Raw genomic sequence first — 15,281 nt, 5'->3', positions numbered from 1 at the left:
CATCAGCACGACCTGTTCCGCGCTCGGCCTCTGTCCTCGCTTCATCCCCAACTCCTCTGGTCCAGGCTGATCCTCTCAATCAGCCCGGTCCAAAGCCAGCCGGTCAGGTCAGGTCGGCGCCGCGGGTGGCGAACATGCCGTCGCGACAGGGGCAGGCTTCGTCTTCAGCCGGGGGCGAGGGAGCATGCTGGACCGGCATCGTTTCCTCCGTTTTGAGTTCAGATCTAAACGGGATTAAGTACCTGATGCTCAAAGCCCCGGCAGCGCGCGATGCATGCTCGCTGTCGAAGTGTCGGTGGACACCAGTGTGATCGTACTGACCATCGCACGGCTCGCCTTACCGGTCGCGCCACATGGCAGCACGTCGCTGAAGACGATCACGTCCGGCACCTTGTAGCGTTCGAGGTTGGCTGACGCCCAGCGCCTGAGCTCGTCCACCGTCAACGCGAGCCCGGGCTTCAGCACAACTACGGCGTGGATCGCCTCGCCGAGACGTTCGTCGGGTACGCCGGCGCACAAGGTTGCAGCGACGTCCGGATGCGCGCAGAGGGCGTTCTCGATTTCCAGCGGCGAGATCTTGTTGCCGCCACGCGAGATGATCTCCTTCGAGCGTCCGACGAGCTCAACCTGACCGTCCGGGCGCAGACGTGCGAGATCTCCCGTTCTGAAGTGACTCGCCTCGAATGAGGCTTGGGTCAGCTCGGCATTGTCGAGGTAGCCCAGCATGCCGCACACGGTGCAGATCTGCAGCTCGCCCACCTCGCCGGGAGGGGCCAGCGTGCCGTCGTCTCGAACTATGCGGAACGACACGCCCTCTGTCGGGACACCGATGGACCCGGCCACCGCGGCATCCCGCGGCCAGTGGCAGAAGTCGCAGGAGCCGGTCTCGGTCGAGCCGTAGAGGTCGATTAGCTCGGCGTCCGGCCAGCTGCCGCAGGCCGCTTGGGCAAGGGACGGGCTGAGCGCCTCGCCCCCGGTCAGCACCGCGCGGAGCTTAGGACCCGGCGGAGCACCATCGGCAAGCAAGGCCCGCAGCATTGTCGGCACCGCGGCGAGCACGGTCGCGTCTGCCGCGAGCAGGCCCGACAGCGTCGCGTGGGTGAATTTCGGGATGAGGACGAGGGTCGCCCCAGAGCGGATCGCAAGGAGGCTCGCCCAGATGCCGAAGATGAACGTCAACTGGAGCGGGACCACGACCACATCGTCCGGACGGAAGTCCAGCAACCGATCGAGGACCGCGAGCTTGCGCGCCAGGGCATCGTGCCCGAGCACCACGCCCTTCGGTGCTCCGGTGCTGCCCGAGGTGAAGACCACGAGCGCAGCCCCATCCAGAAGTGGCCGCTCAGGCGGCGCCTTGTCCACGATCGTATCTAGGGTGAGCCCATCGACCAAGAAGCGGGCGCGCGTCGCCCGCTCGACCGCCGCGCGGGTGAGCGGCGCGGCGGTCCGATGCACGGGCACTGCGACAGCCCCTACCCGCCAGACGCCGAGCAGCGTCCCGAGATCCAGGGCCCGGTTGCCGATGCTCACGTGCACGGGCTCATGCGGACGCACGCCTGCCTCGCGCAGCAATCCCGCCACGAGGTCCGCGTGCGCGTCGAGCTCGTGCCCCGACATCCCGAGACCGAAGGCCTCGTCCACTCGGCTGCCCGACTGGGCGAGCCCCTCGCGCATGATCGTCGCGAGCGCCCCGGTCATGACCTGGCTCCCGGGAAGCGGCTGTCCCGCCACGCCAGCGCCGCCTTGAGGCCTTGAGATCGGGCGATGTCCATGAAGGCCCGTTTGTCCGGCGACCCTTCGCCCTCGATCAGCAGGTCGATGTCGAGGGCCGTCTCCAAGGCTTCCAGCATGCCGCGCGCCTCGATGGAGCGGTTGATCGCCCGCTTCGTCTCCTTAACGAGGTTCGGGTCGATCGCGGCGATGTGCCGGGCGAGGTGTAGGGCGCTGTCGTCGAGATCGGCGGCGGGCACCACCCGGTTGACCATCCCGATCTCGTAGGCGCGCCGCGCCGGGATGCGGTCCTCGCCCGTGAGGATGATCTCCTTGGCGGCCTTCGGCCCGACGATCCAGGGCAGGATCATCACCACGATGCCGGCCCCGAACTTGAGTTCCGGCTCGCCGAAGAAGGCGTCCTCGGCCGCCACGGTCAGGTCGCAGGCCAGTGCCAGCTCGCAGGCGCCCGCAAGGCACGGGCCGCGCACCGCCGCGATGGTCGGCTTCGGGCAGTGCCAGAAACGCATCGGCACGTCGAAGTCCTTGCGCAGGATAGGGCGCCACTGGCTCACGCCTTCGGGCCGGAGTGCCATCTGATCCTTGAGGTCGAAGCCCGAGGAGAAGGCCGTACCGGCCCCGCGCACGATCACGGCGCGCACCGCCGCGTCGGCCTCGGCCGCGTCCATCGCCTGCGCGAGTTCGTCGAGCATGGTCGCGCTGATCGCGTTGGTGCGCTCCGGTCGGTTCAGCGTGATGCGGGCCACGGGCGCGAGCGTCTCGTAGGTGATCGTCGTGAAGGTCACAGGCGGCTTTCTCCTCGCTGTCACTTGCGTCCTCCCGCCAGTCGCTTGGCCTCGGGCAGGCGCCGCAGCCGCAGCATCGAGGCGAGCCCCAGGAATGGCCCGATAGCAAGCAGCGCGAAGGCGAAGCGCCAGCCGAAATAGGTCCCCGCGAAGGCGATGAGCTGGATGCTGACGAGCGTCAGCAGGAAACCGACACAGGTTTGGACGGTCAGCATCGTGCCGATCAGCCGGCGATCGCTGAGTTCGCTCACCGCAGCGGAGAACTGCGCCGAGTCTGCGATCACGGCTACGCCCCAGAGCACGCCTACCGACAGCACCGCCCAGGCGGGGCCGCCGAACAGGAAGCCGACCGCGATGGCGCAGCAGCCGCTGGCGAGCATCGAGGCTCCGGTGACCAGGGTGCGTCCGAACCGGTCCGCCGCCCAGCCGCCTAGCATGGCACCAAAAGCTCCGGCGGCGACCACAGCGAAGGCGGCGAGTTCTGGGGGGAACGGGGGCGCATTGCCGTAGCGTTCCCGGAAGCTCGCAGCCATGAAGGCACCGATCCAGGCCCACATCGCGTAGAGTTCCCACATGTGGCCGAGGTAGCCGAGGTTGGCGAGCCGCACCCCGCGGTTGCGCCAGGCTTCCAGCGCGTTCTCCAGACGCAGCGGTGGCGCCTCCGACCGGAGCGGCCCGAGGCGCACGAAGCGGATCAGGGCAGCAGACAGGAGCGCCCCCAGCGCCGCGCCGAGCACCGGCAGGTGCCAGTCGAGCTGGCCGAATGCCGCCACGAGATGCGGGAGCGCCGAGCCGAGGGTGAGCGCGGCCACCAGCAGGCCGATCAGCAGCCCCAGGTCGCCCACCGCCCAGGTCGCGGCGATCTTCATGCCGACCGGGTAGACGCCGGCCATGCAGGCCCCGGTCACGAAGCGTAGCAGCGGCACCACCGGCGAAGTAGGCTCGAAGGCCAGCATCGCCAAGTTGGCGAGGCCCGCTACCACGGCGCACCCGCAGAACAGCCGGCGCAGGTCGAACCGGTCCGCTAGCCCCAACAGCGCGCTGACTAGGGTACCGGCGACGAACCCGGCCTGGACGCTGTTGGTGAGCAGAGCCTCCTGGAAGGGGCTCAACGTCCAGTGCGTGCGGATCGCGCCGATCGAGGCGGTGGTGGCGAACCACGTCGCCATTGCCGCAACCTCGCTGAGAAGCAGCAGCGCCATCGCCGTCCGCTTGGCGGCGGCGTCAGCGCCCTCGACCGCGTCAGGGAGCGCCATGGCCAGGCCACCTCACTTCGCGGCTGTGTTGGCCACGAGGGGGCAGCCCCCGTCGGCCATGGGCCGGAAGGCCTGCTCGCCGGGGATGGTGTCGAGAAGCTTATAGTAATCGTACGCGCCCCTCGACTCCGCCGGGCTCTTCACTTGGAACAGGTAGAGGTCGTGGATGGTGCGCCCGTCGGCGCGGATCGAGCCGTGCCCGAATAACGCGTCCTCGGTCGGCATCGCCTTCATCTGCGTGACGACCTCGGTGCCGTGATGCGCCTTGTCCTTGTCGATGGCGGCGATGGCCTTCATCCAGTGGAGCGTCGAAGCGTAGGTGCCGGCTTGGTTCATGGTCGGGTAGCGGCCGCCATTGCGAGCTGCGAACCGCTTCGCCCAGGCGCGGGTGCCGTCGTTGAGGTCCCAGTAGAACGCCTCGGTCAGGGTCAGACCTTGAGCGACCTTCAGGCCGATCGAATGGATGTCGGAGATGAAGGCCAGGAGTGCGACGAGCTTCTGCCCGCCCTCGGTGAGGCCGAACTCCGAGGCCTGCTTGATGGCGTTGATCGTGTCGCCGCCAGAATTGGCGAGCGCGACGACCTGCGCGCCGCTGCCCTGGGCTTGGACAAGGTAGGAGGAGTAGTCGGTGCTCTGGAAGGGCGCGAGGACGTGGCCGAGGGACTTGCCGCCGGCCTTCGTCACGGCCTCGGTGGCATCGCGCTCAAGGGCGTGGCCGAACGCATAGTCCGTTGTGAGAAAATACCAAGATCTTCCGCCTTGCTTGATCACCGCGCGGGCCGTGCTGTTGCCGAGCGCCCAGGTGTCGTAGGTCCAGTGGACGTTCGTGCGGGTGCAGTTCTTGCCGGTCAGGTCCGAGCTGCCAGCGCTGGCGATGAGAAAGGCCTTATTCCTCTCGCTCGCGATGTTCGAGACGGCAAGCGCAACCGACGATGTCGGCACGTCGACAATGGCGTCGACATGGTCGACGTCAAACCAGCGCCGCACGATAGCCGCACCGATATCGGGCTTGTTCTGGTGGTCGGCCGATAGAACCTCGACACGGAAGCCCTTGTCCTCCGGCTTGAAGTCTTCAACCGCCATGCGTGCGGCCTCGACCGATCCGGGGCCGGCGATGTCGGCGTAGAGGCCGGACTGGTCGTTCAGCACGCCGATGCGAAAGGTCGGCAGAGGATCGGCGTGCGCAGCAGCCGTGCCGCTGAACAGCATCGCCAGCGCGAATACAACCTTCATGGTCGTTCCTCCATTGTTATGAGCGGACTGCGATTGTTTTTGTCAGTCCGGCGGCGGCGCCGCGCTTGTCGTCAAGTCATTGTACTCAGATTTTCCTCGTGCTCTTGTTACATGCGCCAGCAGTCGAACTGCCGGGTTGGATCGAGACCTTTAGCGGTTGACGTCGACGACCACGCGGCCGCGCACCTGGCCGGCCATCAGGCGCTCTGCCGTGGCTACGACATCCGTCAGGCCGATTTCGTTCGTAATTGCGTCGAGCTTGACCAGGTCCAAGTCACGGGCAAGCCGGCCCCAGGCTTCAAGCCGCTCAGGCCGCGGGCACATCACGCTGTCGATGCCGATCAGGCTGACACCACGCAGGATGAACGGGGCCACACTCGCCGGCAGATCCATGCCCTGCGCGAGACCGCAGGCCGTGACGACGCCACGGTACTTCGTGGCAGCACAGACGTTCGCGAGGGTGTGACTGCCGACCACGTCGACAGCCCCCGCCCAGCGCTCCCGGGCGAGCGGCTTGCCCGGCTGCGAGAACGCCGCCCGGTCGAGCACCTCAGCTGCGCCGAGTCCGCGCAGGTAGCCAGCCTCCTCCGAGCGTCCGCTTACCGCCACGACGGTGTAGCCGAGCCGCGACAGGAGGGCGACCGCGGTGCTGCCGACGCCGCCGGCCGCGCCGGTGACGACGACCTCGCCCTTGTCCGGGCTTACGCCGTGGCGTTCGAGCGCGATCACGCACAGCATCGCGGTGTAGCCGGCGGTGCCGATGGACATCGCTTGGCGCGGCGTGAACGCCTCGGGCAGCGGGACCAGCCAGTCGCCCTTTAGGCGCGCGACCTGTGCCAGCCCGCCCCAGTGGGTCTCGCCGACACCCCAGCCGTTGAGGATGACTTGATCACCCGTCTTGTAATCGGGATGTCGAGACTCGCGGACGGTGCCGGCGACGTCGATGCCCGGCACCATCGGAAACTTGCGCACGACCGGCCCTTTGCCGGTGATCGCGAGTCCGTCCTTGTAGTTCAGTGTCGAGTAGCTGACATCGACGGTGACGTCGCCGTCGGGCAGCTGCGCCTCGTCGATCTCGCGCAAGCCGGCGCGGTAGCCGGCCTCGTCCTTTTCGATCACGATCGCCTTGAACATCCGGTGCACTCCGCGGGTGGCGCTCAGCGCGCCAGACAGGTCAGGAACAGGTTGGCGAAGAGGTCGAGGGGCTCAGGGTTGCGCTCAAGTTTTGCGCGGAGGACCGCGCCCTCCCAGCCGATCCAGAAGAAGGCCGCCAGCGCCGTGCAATCGGCGTCCGCGGCGATCTCACCGGCGGCCTGGGCATCTCGGAGACAGCGCTCAGTCCGCGTCTGCCAGTCCAGCAGAACCCCATGCAGGCGGTCCCGGAAAGACTCCGGTAGGGCGCTCATCTCTTGCCCGAGATTGCCGACGACGCAGCCGCGGCGGAACTTGTAGCGCGCCATACCGACACGCGCGTCGGCGACGAAGTTCCTCAGGCGCTGAAGTGGGGCCGTGCTTTCGTCGAGTAACCAGCGGTCGAGCTTGCGCGCGAAATAGTCCGCGTACGCGTCGACGAGTTCGGCACCGAAGACATCTTTGCTCGCGAAGTAGTGGTAGAACGAACCCTTCGGCACACCGGCGCTGCGTAGGACCTCTTCGAGGCCGGTGGCTGAGTACCCCTTCTCCGACAGCAGCGCGACGCCGGCCCGGATCAAGGCCTCTCGCGACATTCCGTAGGCCGGCTCCAGCCGCGGCGGGCGCCCCCTCTTCCGTGCCGTGACTGCTGAGACCGATTTGGGCTTCATGATTTAGAAATAGACCGGTTAATTATTAAAGGCAACGACGGATGGAAGCAGCTGTTGGACCGATCTCGTGCTCCGCTGTTCGCTGAAACGAGCCACAGGCCGTTAAGCGCTGAGGTCGTATCGTTCGGACCTGAGGCGTTGGGCCAGTATCAGGACCGAACAAGCTTCTAAGGTAAGGTTTGGTTGATAACGGTGTGTCCGCTTTTCCCCGTCCAACGCCCCGAAGCAGCCATTCCGCAAACGGCCAGGCTACGACATGCCCGATCGCCAATGAGCGAGAAGCCGGCCATTCGGCTTGGCGACCAACCCGGTCATTTAGCTGGTTTGGGCAGCCTTCCTCAAGCTGATATCGTCAGGTTACCGGTTCACTGCCCTTCCGCACTGCAGGAAGTTCAACGGCTCGTGAGCCGGTCCTCGAACTTATGGCACTCCGCTGAGCGCTTGCTTCGTACCAGCTTCGGGTCGATCCTGGCAGCTTGTCTCATGATGGGAGGCTGCTGTGTCAGACAACGCCTACAAGGTCATCGAGTTGGTTGGCTCATCCACGACGTCGATTGAGGATGCGATCCAGGGTGCTATCGCACGCGCCGGCCAGACCGTGCGGAACCTGCGGTGGTTCCAGGTGATGGAGACACGCGGCCAGATCGAGGACGGCAAGGTACAGCACTACCAGGTCACCTTGAAGGTTGGCTTCACGATGGAAAGCGCCTCACCAGGAACTTAGTGTATAATCAGCATTCAGAAGGGATTCATCCGCACATTCGGTGCTGGCGGATGGTTCGGGCGTTGTTTCTCGTATGGATCGGGGCAGTGCAATGCCGATGTCGACCCCATCGGCCATCGGTCCCGGACGACCCTCGCGCCGCCGAACTGCGGCTGGACGAATCCGGGCTGGTGATCGCCGCTCGAACCACCGCGACCCAAGCCTCGTGGCGGGTCTGCGGGCGTCATTCGGCGCGGCGCACAGCCACGCAAGCGTTGAGACTGCACCGTCAAATGCCGGGATCAAACATCTACACTTCGAACGTGCTCGCTCGCACGGCCATTTCGGCCATCAACGAAGGAATCGATGTCGAAGAGTTCGAGGCGTGCACGGAGAAAAATTCAACCAACGGACCCTCCGGGTGCGTCGCAAGCACTCGGAAGACGCCCGAAGCGATCTCTGGTTGGTAACACTGGACCGGTAGTAAGCTGACCCCAATTCCAGCTTTCGTCAGCGATGCGATTGCCCCCATGCTATTGCAGAGATCGACCGCTCTAACCTCATGGCCACGCGCGCTAAGCCAACCCTCGACGGTCCGATAATGAAAGCTGTTCTTGCCCAAAGAGAGGACACGAAGGTCGCGGAAGTCGGAGGGCTCGATCACTCGGTCTGGCAATGAAATCGCTTGGCCTGCCATCCAGGCAAAGCGAACGTAGCCGAGCGACCGGGCAGAGATATCAGGGTCGAAACACGTGGATGGCATCAATGCGAGGTCTATCTCCCCGTGTGCCATCATATGTTGAAGGTCGGCGGTCAGGGCAACGCTCAATTCTAGTGTTAGCCTTGGATAATTTTGGTGAATTAACTCGACAAAAGTCGGCAACCAGGTCACCGCCACCAGTTCTGCAACGCCGAGACGCACACAGCCCGACAAGGCCTCTCCGCTACCCACCTTCAAACGGATTTCAGAGCACGCGGCAACGGCACGTTCCGCGTAGATCTGCAGTTCACGCCCTTTTGCCGTCAGACTCGCCTTCCGCGCTACTCGATCGAACAACAACACCCCGAGATCCTGCTCAAGCCCCTGAATCCGAGCTGACACAGTCGATATTGTCGCGTTCAATCTATCCGCTGCACCGGTGAAGCTCCCGCAGCGCGCGATCTCCAAAAAGGTCTCAAGCTGTTTGATGTTCACGGCCACCTTTGCCTCGCCTGGACCTGAAGTCCCCCGTGCGTGAGAGCCAAAGGGTGCACTGGCGGCGATCTACGGAGCAAGAGACCGACATGGCAGCTTCAGGGCATCGTCTCAGCTGGCGAGGGAACCGCCGCCCCCAGATTCTAAGCGAAAAATAATTCCAATTCCTAGTGCGCTGCACGCCGAGTTCGCTTTTTCCGAACGAACAGCTCCAAAATAATGCGCTTTTTATGCACTAGGATGCTGGTAGGGTGATCTCAACGGACGCCACCTGCGATGCGAGAACGTCATGTAACTAGGCAGTGGTCTCAGGTCCTCCAGCGGCTCCGCGCTAATCGCCGCGGCCTGGCTGGTTAATGTGGCACCTCAACGACGGTCAGCTTCTATCTGGCCATTATCGCTCTGATCTGCCTCGGCTTCACCTCGCTCCAGCGCGATCCGTTTTATGAAGATTATGCGGCGCACAACAAAGTAAATTGATCCGCCGCAGGTGATCCAGTCATCAGCCTATCGCTTTCAGTCATTTCCTAATGAGCCCATTCGCAGATTGGAATTCAGATCATGTCGGACGACGCTGCCACACTGAACAGCTCGGCACGCGAAGAATCTGGCGCCCATGTCGAGACGAGCTCGCCGCTTGATAGAATTCCCAAGAACAAACTCGTTCTCGGCCTCTTTCTGCCAATGCAGGAAGGTGCATGGAGCCCATCTCGTGCCCCTCGGACGACCTCTTGGACTTTCGATTATCTATCGAAATGCACTCTTAAGGCGGAGGAGTTGGGTTTTGATCTAGCCTTCGGCCTTGCGCAATGGATGAGCAAGGGCGGATATGGTGGCGAGATGCGCTTCCGCGAGCACGAACTCGACCCGATCATCGTCAACACCGCGCTGGCGGCGATGACGAAGAAGATCGTGCTCATCAACACGGTCCACATCCTCTACGCTTGGCACCCGCTGCACCTTGCGAAGTTCGGCGCCGCTCTCGACCACATTAGTGGCGGTCGATGGGGCGTGAATGTCGTGACCGGCTACAAGCCAAGCGAGTACCGCATGTTCGGCCTAGACATGATCGAGCACGACCTGCGCTACGACATGGCAGACGAGTTCACGACGCTCCTGGAACGCCTCTGGGCGGAAGATGAGAACCTGACCTTCAATGGGCGCTGGTGGAAGACCGAGAAGGCCTTCCTGGCGCCGCGCCCAGGGGCCCGCCGCCCCTTCCTGGTCAACGCGGCCTCGTCCGGCGCCGGGCTGGCCTACGCGGCGAAACACTCGGACCTGATCTTTATCACGAGCCCCGGTGGCGCCGAGCCGGCCAAGGCCTATGAGACCCTGCCGCCGGTTAACTCCCGCATCAAGGACCTCGCCGCCTCCTATGGTCGGCAGGTCAAGACGATTATCAACCCACACGTGATCTGCCGCCCGACCGAGAAGGAAGCGCAGGAGGCCTACCGCCGCATCCTCGAACACGAGGACCCCGTCGCGGCCGACAATTTCGTGCAAACCTTCGTGGGTGGGGACACCAAGTCCTGGCGCGGACACAGCCGCGCCCAGTGGGTAATCGGCGGGAACGTCCACCTCGTTGGAACGCCCGAACAAATCGTCGAAGGCTTCGTGAAGCTGCAAGCGGCCGGCTGCGACGGCGTGCAGGTGAACTTCTTCGACTATTTGCCGGACCTTGCGTATTTCGGCGAATCCGTCATTCCCCTGATGAAGCAGGCAGGGCTCCGGGCATGAACGGTACGAGCAACGGACCCCTTTCCGGTCTACGTGTCCTTGAGTTCGGCCAGATTGCAGCCGGTCCTTACGTCGGCATGCTCTTGGCCGACCTCGGTGCCGACGTGGTGAAGGTCGAGCGGCCGGACGGCGGCGACGGTATGCGTGAGTGGCCGCCGCTGATGGCGCCGGAGGGGCCTGAGCACGTCGGCCGCTTCAGCGGCAACTTCGCCTCACTGAATCGCAATAAGCGCAGCATCACTGTCGATCTCAAGGCCCCAGCTGAAGTCGCCCATCTTCAGGAGCTCTGCCGGGCGGCCGACGTCATCATCGAGAACTTCCGGCCGGGCGTCCTGAAGCGTTTGGGCCTCGGCTATGAAGCCGTAGCCGAGGTGAACCCCCGGATCGTGTACTGCTCGATCTCCGGTTATGGCCAGGTTGGCCCCTATGCAAAGAAGGGAGCCTTCGACGTTACCGTCCAAGCCATCAGCGGCCTGATGAGCGTGACAGGCGAACCCGATGGCTCGCCTGTCAAGTGCGGCGTTCCTGTCGGGGACTTCTGCGCCGGTCTCTATGCTGCATACTGCATCTCGGCGGTACTGCGACAGGTAGCGGGGACGGGCAAGGGCGCCTTTATTGACTGCTCGATGCTAGGCAGTCTCCTGGGGATCTCCGCACTCCAGACAAGCGAGTACTTCGGCACGGGTGCCGTTCCACGCCGCCTCGGCTCGGCACACCCGCGAAACGCTCCTTACCGGGGCTTCGACGCAGAGGATGCCCCATTCGTCGTCGCAGCGGGTAACCAGGAGCTTTGGCGAAAGTTCTGCAACGTCGTGGGGAGGGAGGAATTCACTGCGGATCCGCGGTTCGAGACTCAAGAGTTGCGCGCCCGCCATCAGGCCGAGCTATTCGATCTCGTGCAGCCGATCTTCATCACCAAGCCCCGCGCACACTGGCTCACGGAACTCGATGCTCAGGGTATCCCCTGCGCTCCGGTCAACAGCTTCGATTCGATCCTGGCTGATCCGCATGTCGAAGCCATGGGCTTGCTCCACAACCTCACGCTGCCCAATGGCGTCCGCACGACGACCGTCGGCTTTCCCATCGCAATCAGCGATTTCGAATTCAAAATTGATCGGCCACCACCGACCTTAGGGGAACACACGAAGGAGGTCGCGCGCGATTGGATCAAGGAGAGTGACTGATGAACAGTCCGGTCGTCGTCAGCAATCTCGGAGCCTGCGGCTTACGCCTGACGCTTAATCGGCCCGATCAAGCAAACGCGGTCGATGACACGCTTTGCAACGTGTTGCTGTCGGCTCTCCAGGAGGCGGCGGAAATAGGCGCCCGCCTCGTGGTGCTTGATGCGAACGGGAAGAATTTCTGCGGCGGCTTCGATTTTACAGGCGTGGACGATCTGTCAGAGGGGGACCTGCTTCTGCGCTTCGTCCGAATCGAGCAGATGCTCCAACTGCTCTGGCGCGCTCCCTTCGTGACGATAGCTTGTTCGCATGGGGCTGTTTTTGGCGCAGGCGCGGACCTGGTGGCCGCGTCTACTTATCGGATCGGTGCTCCCGGCTGCCGCTTCCGCTTCCCCGGCTACCGCTTCGGCATCGCACTCGGCACTCGCAGGCTCGGGTGCCTTCTTGGGGAGCAGAAGGCGCGCGAAATCCTACTTGCGAACTCGACACTCGCTGGAGTTGAAGCACGGGAGGTGGGCCTCCTGACCCACCTCGAAGAACGTGAGTCTTGGGACAGCATCATTACGACAGTAAGGACAAGCATCGAGGACCTCAGCTCTTCGGCGATGAGCGATCTGCTCGCCAACATTCGGCAGGATCAAATCGCAGACGACAGAGATTTAGCCAGTCTCGCGCGTTCGGCCGCACAGCCGGGCATTCACGGACGGATCGCTGTCTATCGCGCCGCCGCTGCTGAAAGTCGCAAAAATTGAAGCGAACATCGACTACTGTCGGCTCTTGTTCGTCCAATCTGGCCTGCCGACTTCCCACGATCACAGCCATTCAGCCACCTCTTACTCGGCTCGATCCTAAAGCCAAGTCAGGTAACTCGTCGCCGGCAATCTCATCGTCGTCAGACTTGCCGCTCTCAACCCTCGAAAGGGAGCAAGATGGAACCGTCGTCCTCGGCCATCTCGGCCAGTCGCTTTCGTGAGGTCCTCGGGCAGTACCCCACCGGCGTCGCGGTAATTACAGCTTGCGGCGCGGATGGTGCCCCAGTTGGAATGGTCGTCGGAAGTTTCGGCTCGGCTTCGCTCAATCCGCCGCTGATCTCCTTCATGCCGGATAAGAAATCGTCCAGCTGGCAAAAGCTGCAGCAGATCGACCGTTTTTGCGTGAACGTTCTCGGCGCACACCAGTTGGACGTCTGTCGTGATCTTGCATCGAAGCGGCCTGATAAATTCGCTGACATCGGTTGGAGCCGGTCCGAGCTTGGCAATCCGGTGATCGCCGGCGCCATTGCGCAGATTGAATGTGTGAAGGAGACTGAATACGAAGCTGGTGATCATCTGATCGTGCTGGGCCGGGTCTTGGATCTAGACCTCGGCGCGGCAGCTACGCCGCTTCTTTTCTACCGTGGTGGCTACGGCACGTTCACCGCACAGTCGATGATCAGTGGCGAGGTAGAGATCCTCGACAAGTTGAGGTTGCTTGATCGCATCCGGTCCTCGCTTGAGCGGTTAGCTAGCGAGTTCGACACGGAGGTGACTGCAGTCGCTCGCGTGAAGGACGAAATTATTCTTGTCGGTTCATTTGGCCGATCCCGTACAGTAGACTTCCCAACGCGTGTCGGCCAGCGGCTGCCGTTTATGCCGCCGGTCGGCGGCGTTTTCGCGGCTTGGGGGACCCCGGACGAGCAGTCAGAGTGGCTCTCCCATTGCGGAGGCGAATTCCGTCTAGACCGTCAGTCGTGCGTGCAGATGATTAAGAATATCCGCTCGCGTGGCTGCGCTGCCGGTTTCGGACACGAGGTGAGCCTCAAGTGGGAGCGCGCGGCCTTCCTGACCAGCATCGGCGATGCCGCGGTAACTGAGAAGGAACTTCGCAAGCTGCTCGCCGATGCCGCGGTCAGTTACAATCCGGAACAGCTAAAATCCGGCCAAAACTACGAGTTTCACTTCGCTCAAGCCCCAGTTTTTGATGAATCTGGAAAAATTGTCTTGGGCATTACTATCTGGGGCCCAGAAGGGGAGGTTTCGAGTGACAAAGTTGAGGTTATTACCAGTCGGTTAATTCAAACTGCCGCTGACACCACCCAGGCTATTGGAGGGAAGGCGTGTTCTTGACGCGCAGCTCTGCTATCTCCTTTAGTATGCGAAAACAATGGAGGCCATGACGAGCCACATTTACCTCGCGGCCGAAGTTCATCGCTTATCACTCCTCTGCATGAATGACGCGATCCGATACACGACCGCGTCCGCGTCACAAACAATCCACTACCTTAAGTGGTGTGAGGTCATCAAAAGTAGCGGGCATTCCGAACGCGACCACTCGCCCAGTGAATTCCGGATAAACGTGAAGCTCGGCTTCCGTTAGGAGCGGCCGTCGGGAGAAAAGAAGAAGCGTAACGTCTCACTCGGTGAGAAGGCATCCTTTGAAGCGGCACGCCAACCCGAGCCATTGCTCTCCTTCCGGGCCACCCAGTACCGTTGGAGTTCGGTTTATTCGCCCTGCTCTCTCCGGCGCCTCAGCGACGCTTGTTGGGGTAGGCTTTGCCCGCTTTGCCTACCTGACATTGTTCCCCGCCATGGTCACAGCTCAGTGGCTGGATGGAGGCGGCGCAGGTCTGCTGGGCGCTCTCAACTTGGTGGGCTATCTCATCGGAGTGTCTGGCGGCCGACTTTTAGCGAAGCGCATCAGTGTCCCGCGATCACTCGACTGCGGCATGTTGCTGACAGCGCTTTCCTTCTTTGCCTGCAGCTGGAACGGCGGCGTGTTTTGGTTGGCGGTCTGGCGTAGCGCCGCCGGAGTTTCCGGCGGTGTCCTTATGTCCCTTGCTGGTCCAGCGGTGCAGGCCATCGTGGAACCGGCCCAACGCGGAACCGCAGGTGGGATTGTCATAGCAGGCGTCGGGAGCGGCATCATTGTCACGGCGCTCGCGATCCCGCCGCTCCTCGAATGGGGACTACCGGTCACTTGGATTGTCCTTGCAGTCTGCACAGTTGGTCTTTGGGCGTTCGCTCGGCCAGCTTGGCCGCAGGCTCAAATTCTCGAATCATCGGAGAGGGCTAACGTCAGCAGCGCGATCGTTCTGATAGTAGCTTACGGAGTAGCGGGCGCCGGCATGGTTCCACACATGCTCTATCTCGCAGATCTGGCAGTGCGAGGCCAAGGTCACACGTTCAGCTTCGCTGGTTTCGCATTGCTGCTCTTTGGCCTCGGTGCCCTTTCGGGAACTCTCATGGCCGGGCGCGCAGTCGATCGCTGGGGCGGCGCAAGAAGCATCCAGATGTGGCTCGCCCTCCAAGCGTTCGCAGTCGCGCTCGTACTAGCGCCTCCGTCCTTCTGCCTGCTTCTTGGTGCATTCTTAGGAGGATTTGGAGGAATCGGGGCAACGGCTGTGGCACTTAGCCGGGCACGCGAGATCGCAGATGAGACTGCAGGAATCATCTGGCAGTACGCGACAGCCAGCTTTGCCATCTTCCAGGCGGTGAGTTCCCTCGCCCTGGCATTTGTTTTCGCTCATACCGGCTCCCATAACCAACTTTTTGCATTTGGATTAGCTTGCTCTTTAGTTGCTGTTGGGATGGTCAGATGGCTCGAGTGAACTGCCGAGTTTATCTTGCCTATCCACGGCGCTCCATAAACCCGCTCTTGGCGCAAGCCTGACGCCTACCTC

Annotated in this window: 14 protein-coding genes; 7 read left to right on the top strand and 7 right to left on the bottom strand. The window is 62.9% G+C overall.

What is annotated here, in order from left to right:
• Positions 1 to 249: 249 nt before the first annotated feature.
• The 6 genes from MFF58_RS26740 to acuR all read right to left on the bottom strand — a co-directional run bounded on the left by MFF58_RS26740 (position 250) and on the right by acuR (position 6,807).
• The gene (locus MFF58_RS26740) at positions 250 to 1,698 is read right to left on the bottom strand and encodes a class I adenylate-forming enzyme family protein (RefSeq protein ID WP_238292418.1); all 1,449 of its coding nucleotides are present in this window, start codon (positions 1,696 to 1,698) and stop codon (positions 250 to 252) included.
• Positions 1,695 to 2,516, bottom strand: a complete 822-nt coding sequence (locus MFF58_RS26735) for an enoyl-CoA hydratase-related protein (RefSeq protein WP_238292416.1) — start codon at positions 2,514 to 2,516, stop codon at positions 1,695 to 1,697. The genes MFF58_RS26740 and MFF58_RS26735 overlap by 4 nt, the downstream gene beginning before the upstream one ends.
• Positions 2,517 to 2,536: 20 nt before the next feature.
• Positions 2,537 to 3,772: an MFS transporter gene (locus MFF58_RS26730; RefSeq protein ID WP_238292414.1), complete on the bottom strand. Its 1,236-nt coding sequence runs from the start codon at positions 3,770 to 3,772 to the stop codon at positions 2,537 to 2,539.
• Positions 3,773 to 3,784: 12 nt separating this feature from the next.
• On the bottom strand, positions 3,785 to 5,005 hold the full coding sequence (locus MFF58_RS26725; protein WP_238292412.1) for an ABC transporter substrate-binding protein: 1,221 nt from the start codon (positions 5,003 to 5,005) through the stop codon (positions 3,785 to 3,787).
• A gap of 150 nt (positions 5,006 to 5,155) precedes the next feature.
• Complete coding sequence (gene acuI, locus MFF58_RS26720) at positions 5,156 to 6,139, bottom strand: acrylyl-CoA reductase (NADPH) (RefSeq protein ID WP_238292409.1); 984 nt, start codon at positions 6,137 to 6,139, stop codon at positions 5,156 to 5,158.
• Between the two features lie 23 nt (positions 6,140 to 6,162).
• On the bottom strand, positions 6,163 to 6,807 hold the full coding sequence (gene acuR / locus MFF58_RS26715; protein ID WP_435404736.1) for an acrylate utilization transcriptional regulator AcuR: 645 nt from the start codon (positions 6,805 to 6,807) through the stop codon (positions 6,163 to 6,165).
• Positions 6,808 to 7,306: 499 nt separating this feature from the next.
• On the opposite strand from acuR, the gene MFF58_RS26710 reads away from it, so the two are divergent.
• Positions 7,307 to 7,531 (top strand): dodecin, encoded by a 225-nt coding sequence (locus MFF58_RS26710; RefSeq protein WP_238292405.1) that lies wholly within the window; start codon positions 7,307 to 7,309, stop codon positions 7,529 to 7,531.
• Positions 7,532 to 7,820: 289 nt separating this feature from the next.
• On the opposite strand, the gene MFF58_RS26705 is transcribed toward MFF58_RS26710, so the two are convergent.
• Positions 7,821 to 8,711, bottom strand: coding sequence for a LysR family transcriptional regulator (locus MFF58_RS26705; RefSeq protein ID WP_238292403.1), 891 nt, complete (start codon positions 8,709 to 8,711; stop codon positions 7,821 to 7,823).
• A gap of 555 nt (positions 8,712 to 9,266) precedes the next feature.
• Here MFF58_RS26705 and MFF58_RS26700 point away from each other — a divergent pair.
• From MFF58_RS26700 to MFF58_RS26680, 6 genes are all read left to right on the top strand, one after another.
• Positions 9,267 to 10,442, top strand: a complete 1,176-nt coding sequence (locus tag MFF58_RS26700; RefSeq protein ID WP_238292401.1) for an LLM class flavin-dependent oxidoreductase — start codon at positions 9,267 to 9,269, stop codon at positions 10,440 to 10,442.
• Positions 10,439 to 11,626, top strand: coding sequence for a CaiB/BaiF CoA transferase family protein (locus MFF58_RS26695; protein ID WP_238292400.1), 1,188 nt, complete (start codon positions 10,439 to 10,441; stop codon positions 11,624 to 11,626). Before MFF58_RS26700 ends, MFF58_RS26695 begins: the two co-directional genes overlap by 4 nt.
• A complete protein-coding gene (locus MFF58_RS26690) occupies positions 11,626 to 12,375 on the top strand; it encodes an enoyl-CoA hydratase/isomerase family protein (RefSeq protein ID WP_238292398.1) in 750 nt (249 codons plus the stop codon). The genes MFF58_RS26695 and MFF58_RS26690 overlap by 1 nt, the downstream gene beginning before the upstream one ends.
• A gap of 177 nt (positions 12,376 to 12,552) precedes the next feature.
• Positions 12,553 to 13,728: a flavin reductase gene (locus MFF58_RS26685; RefSeq protein ID WP_238292395.1), complete on the top strand. Its 1,176-nt coding sequence runs from the start codon at positions 12,553 to 12,555 to the stop codon at positions 13,726 to 13,728.
• A 37-nt stretch (positions 13,729 to 13,765) separates the two neighbouring features.
• Positions 13,766 to 13,978 (top strand): dodecin family protein, encoded by a 213-nt coding sequence (locus tag MFF58_RS32665; RefSeq protein ID WP_373323394.1) that lies wholly within the window; start codon positions 13,766 to 13,768, stop codon positions 13,976 to 13,978.
• A 43-nt stretch (positions 13,979 to 14,021) separates the two neighbouring features.
• The gene (locus MFF58_RS26680; protein WP_283206473.1) at positions 14,022 to 15,209 is read left to right on the top strand and encodes a YbfB/YjiJ family MFS transporter; all 1,188 of its coding nucleotides are present in this window, start codon (positions 14,022 to 14,024) and stop codon (positions 15,207 to 15,209) included.
• Positions 15,210 to 15,281: the final 72 nt, after the last annotated feature.

This window comes from Methylobacterium longum (assembly GCF_022179385.1).
GTDB lineage: Bacteria > Pseudomonadota > Alphaproteobacteria > Rhizobiales > Beijerinckiaceae > Methylobacterium > Methylobacterium longum.
This window is presented reverse-complemented; position numbering and strand designations above follow the sequence as displayed.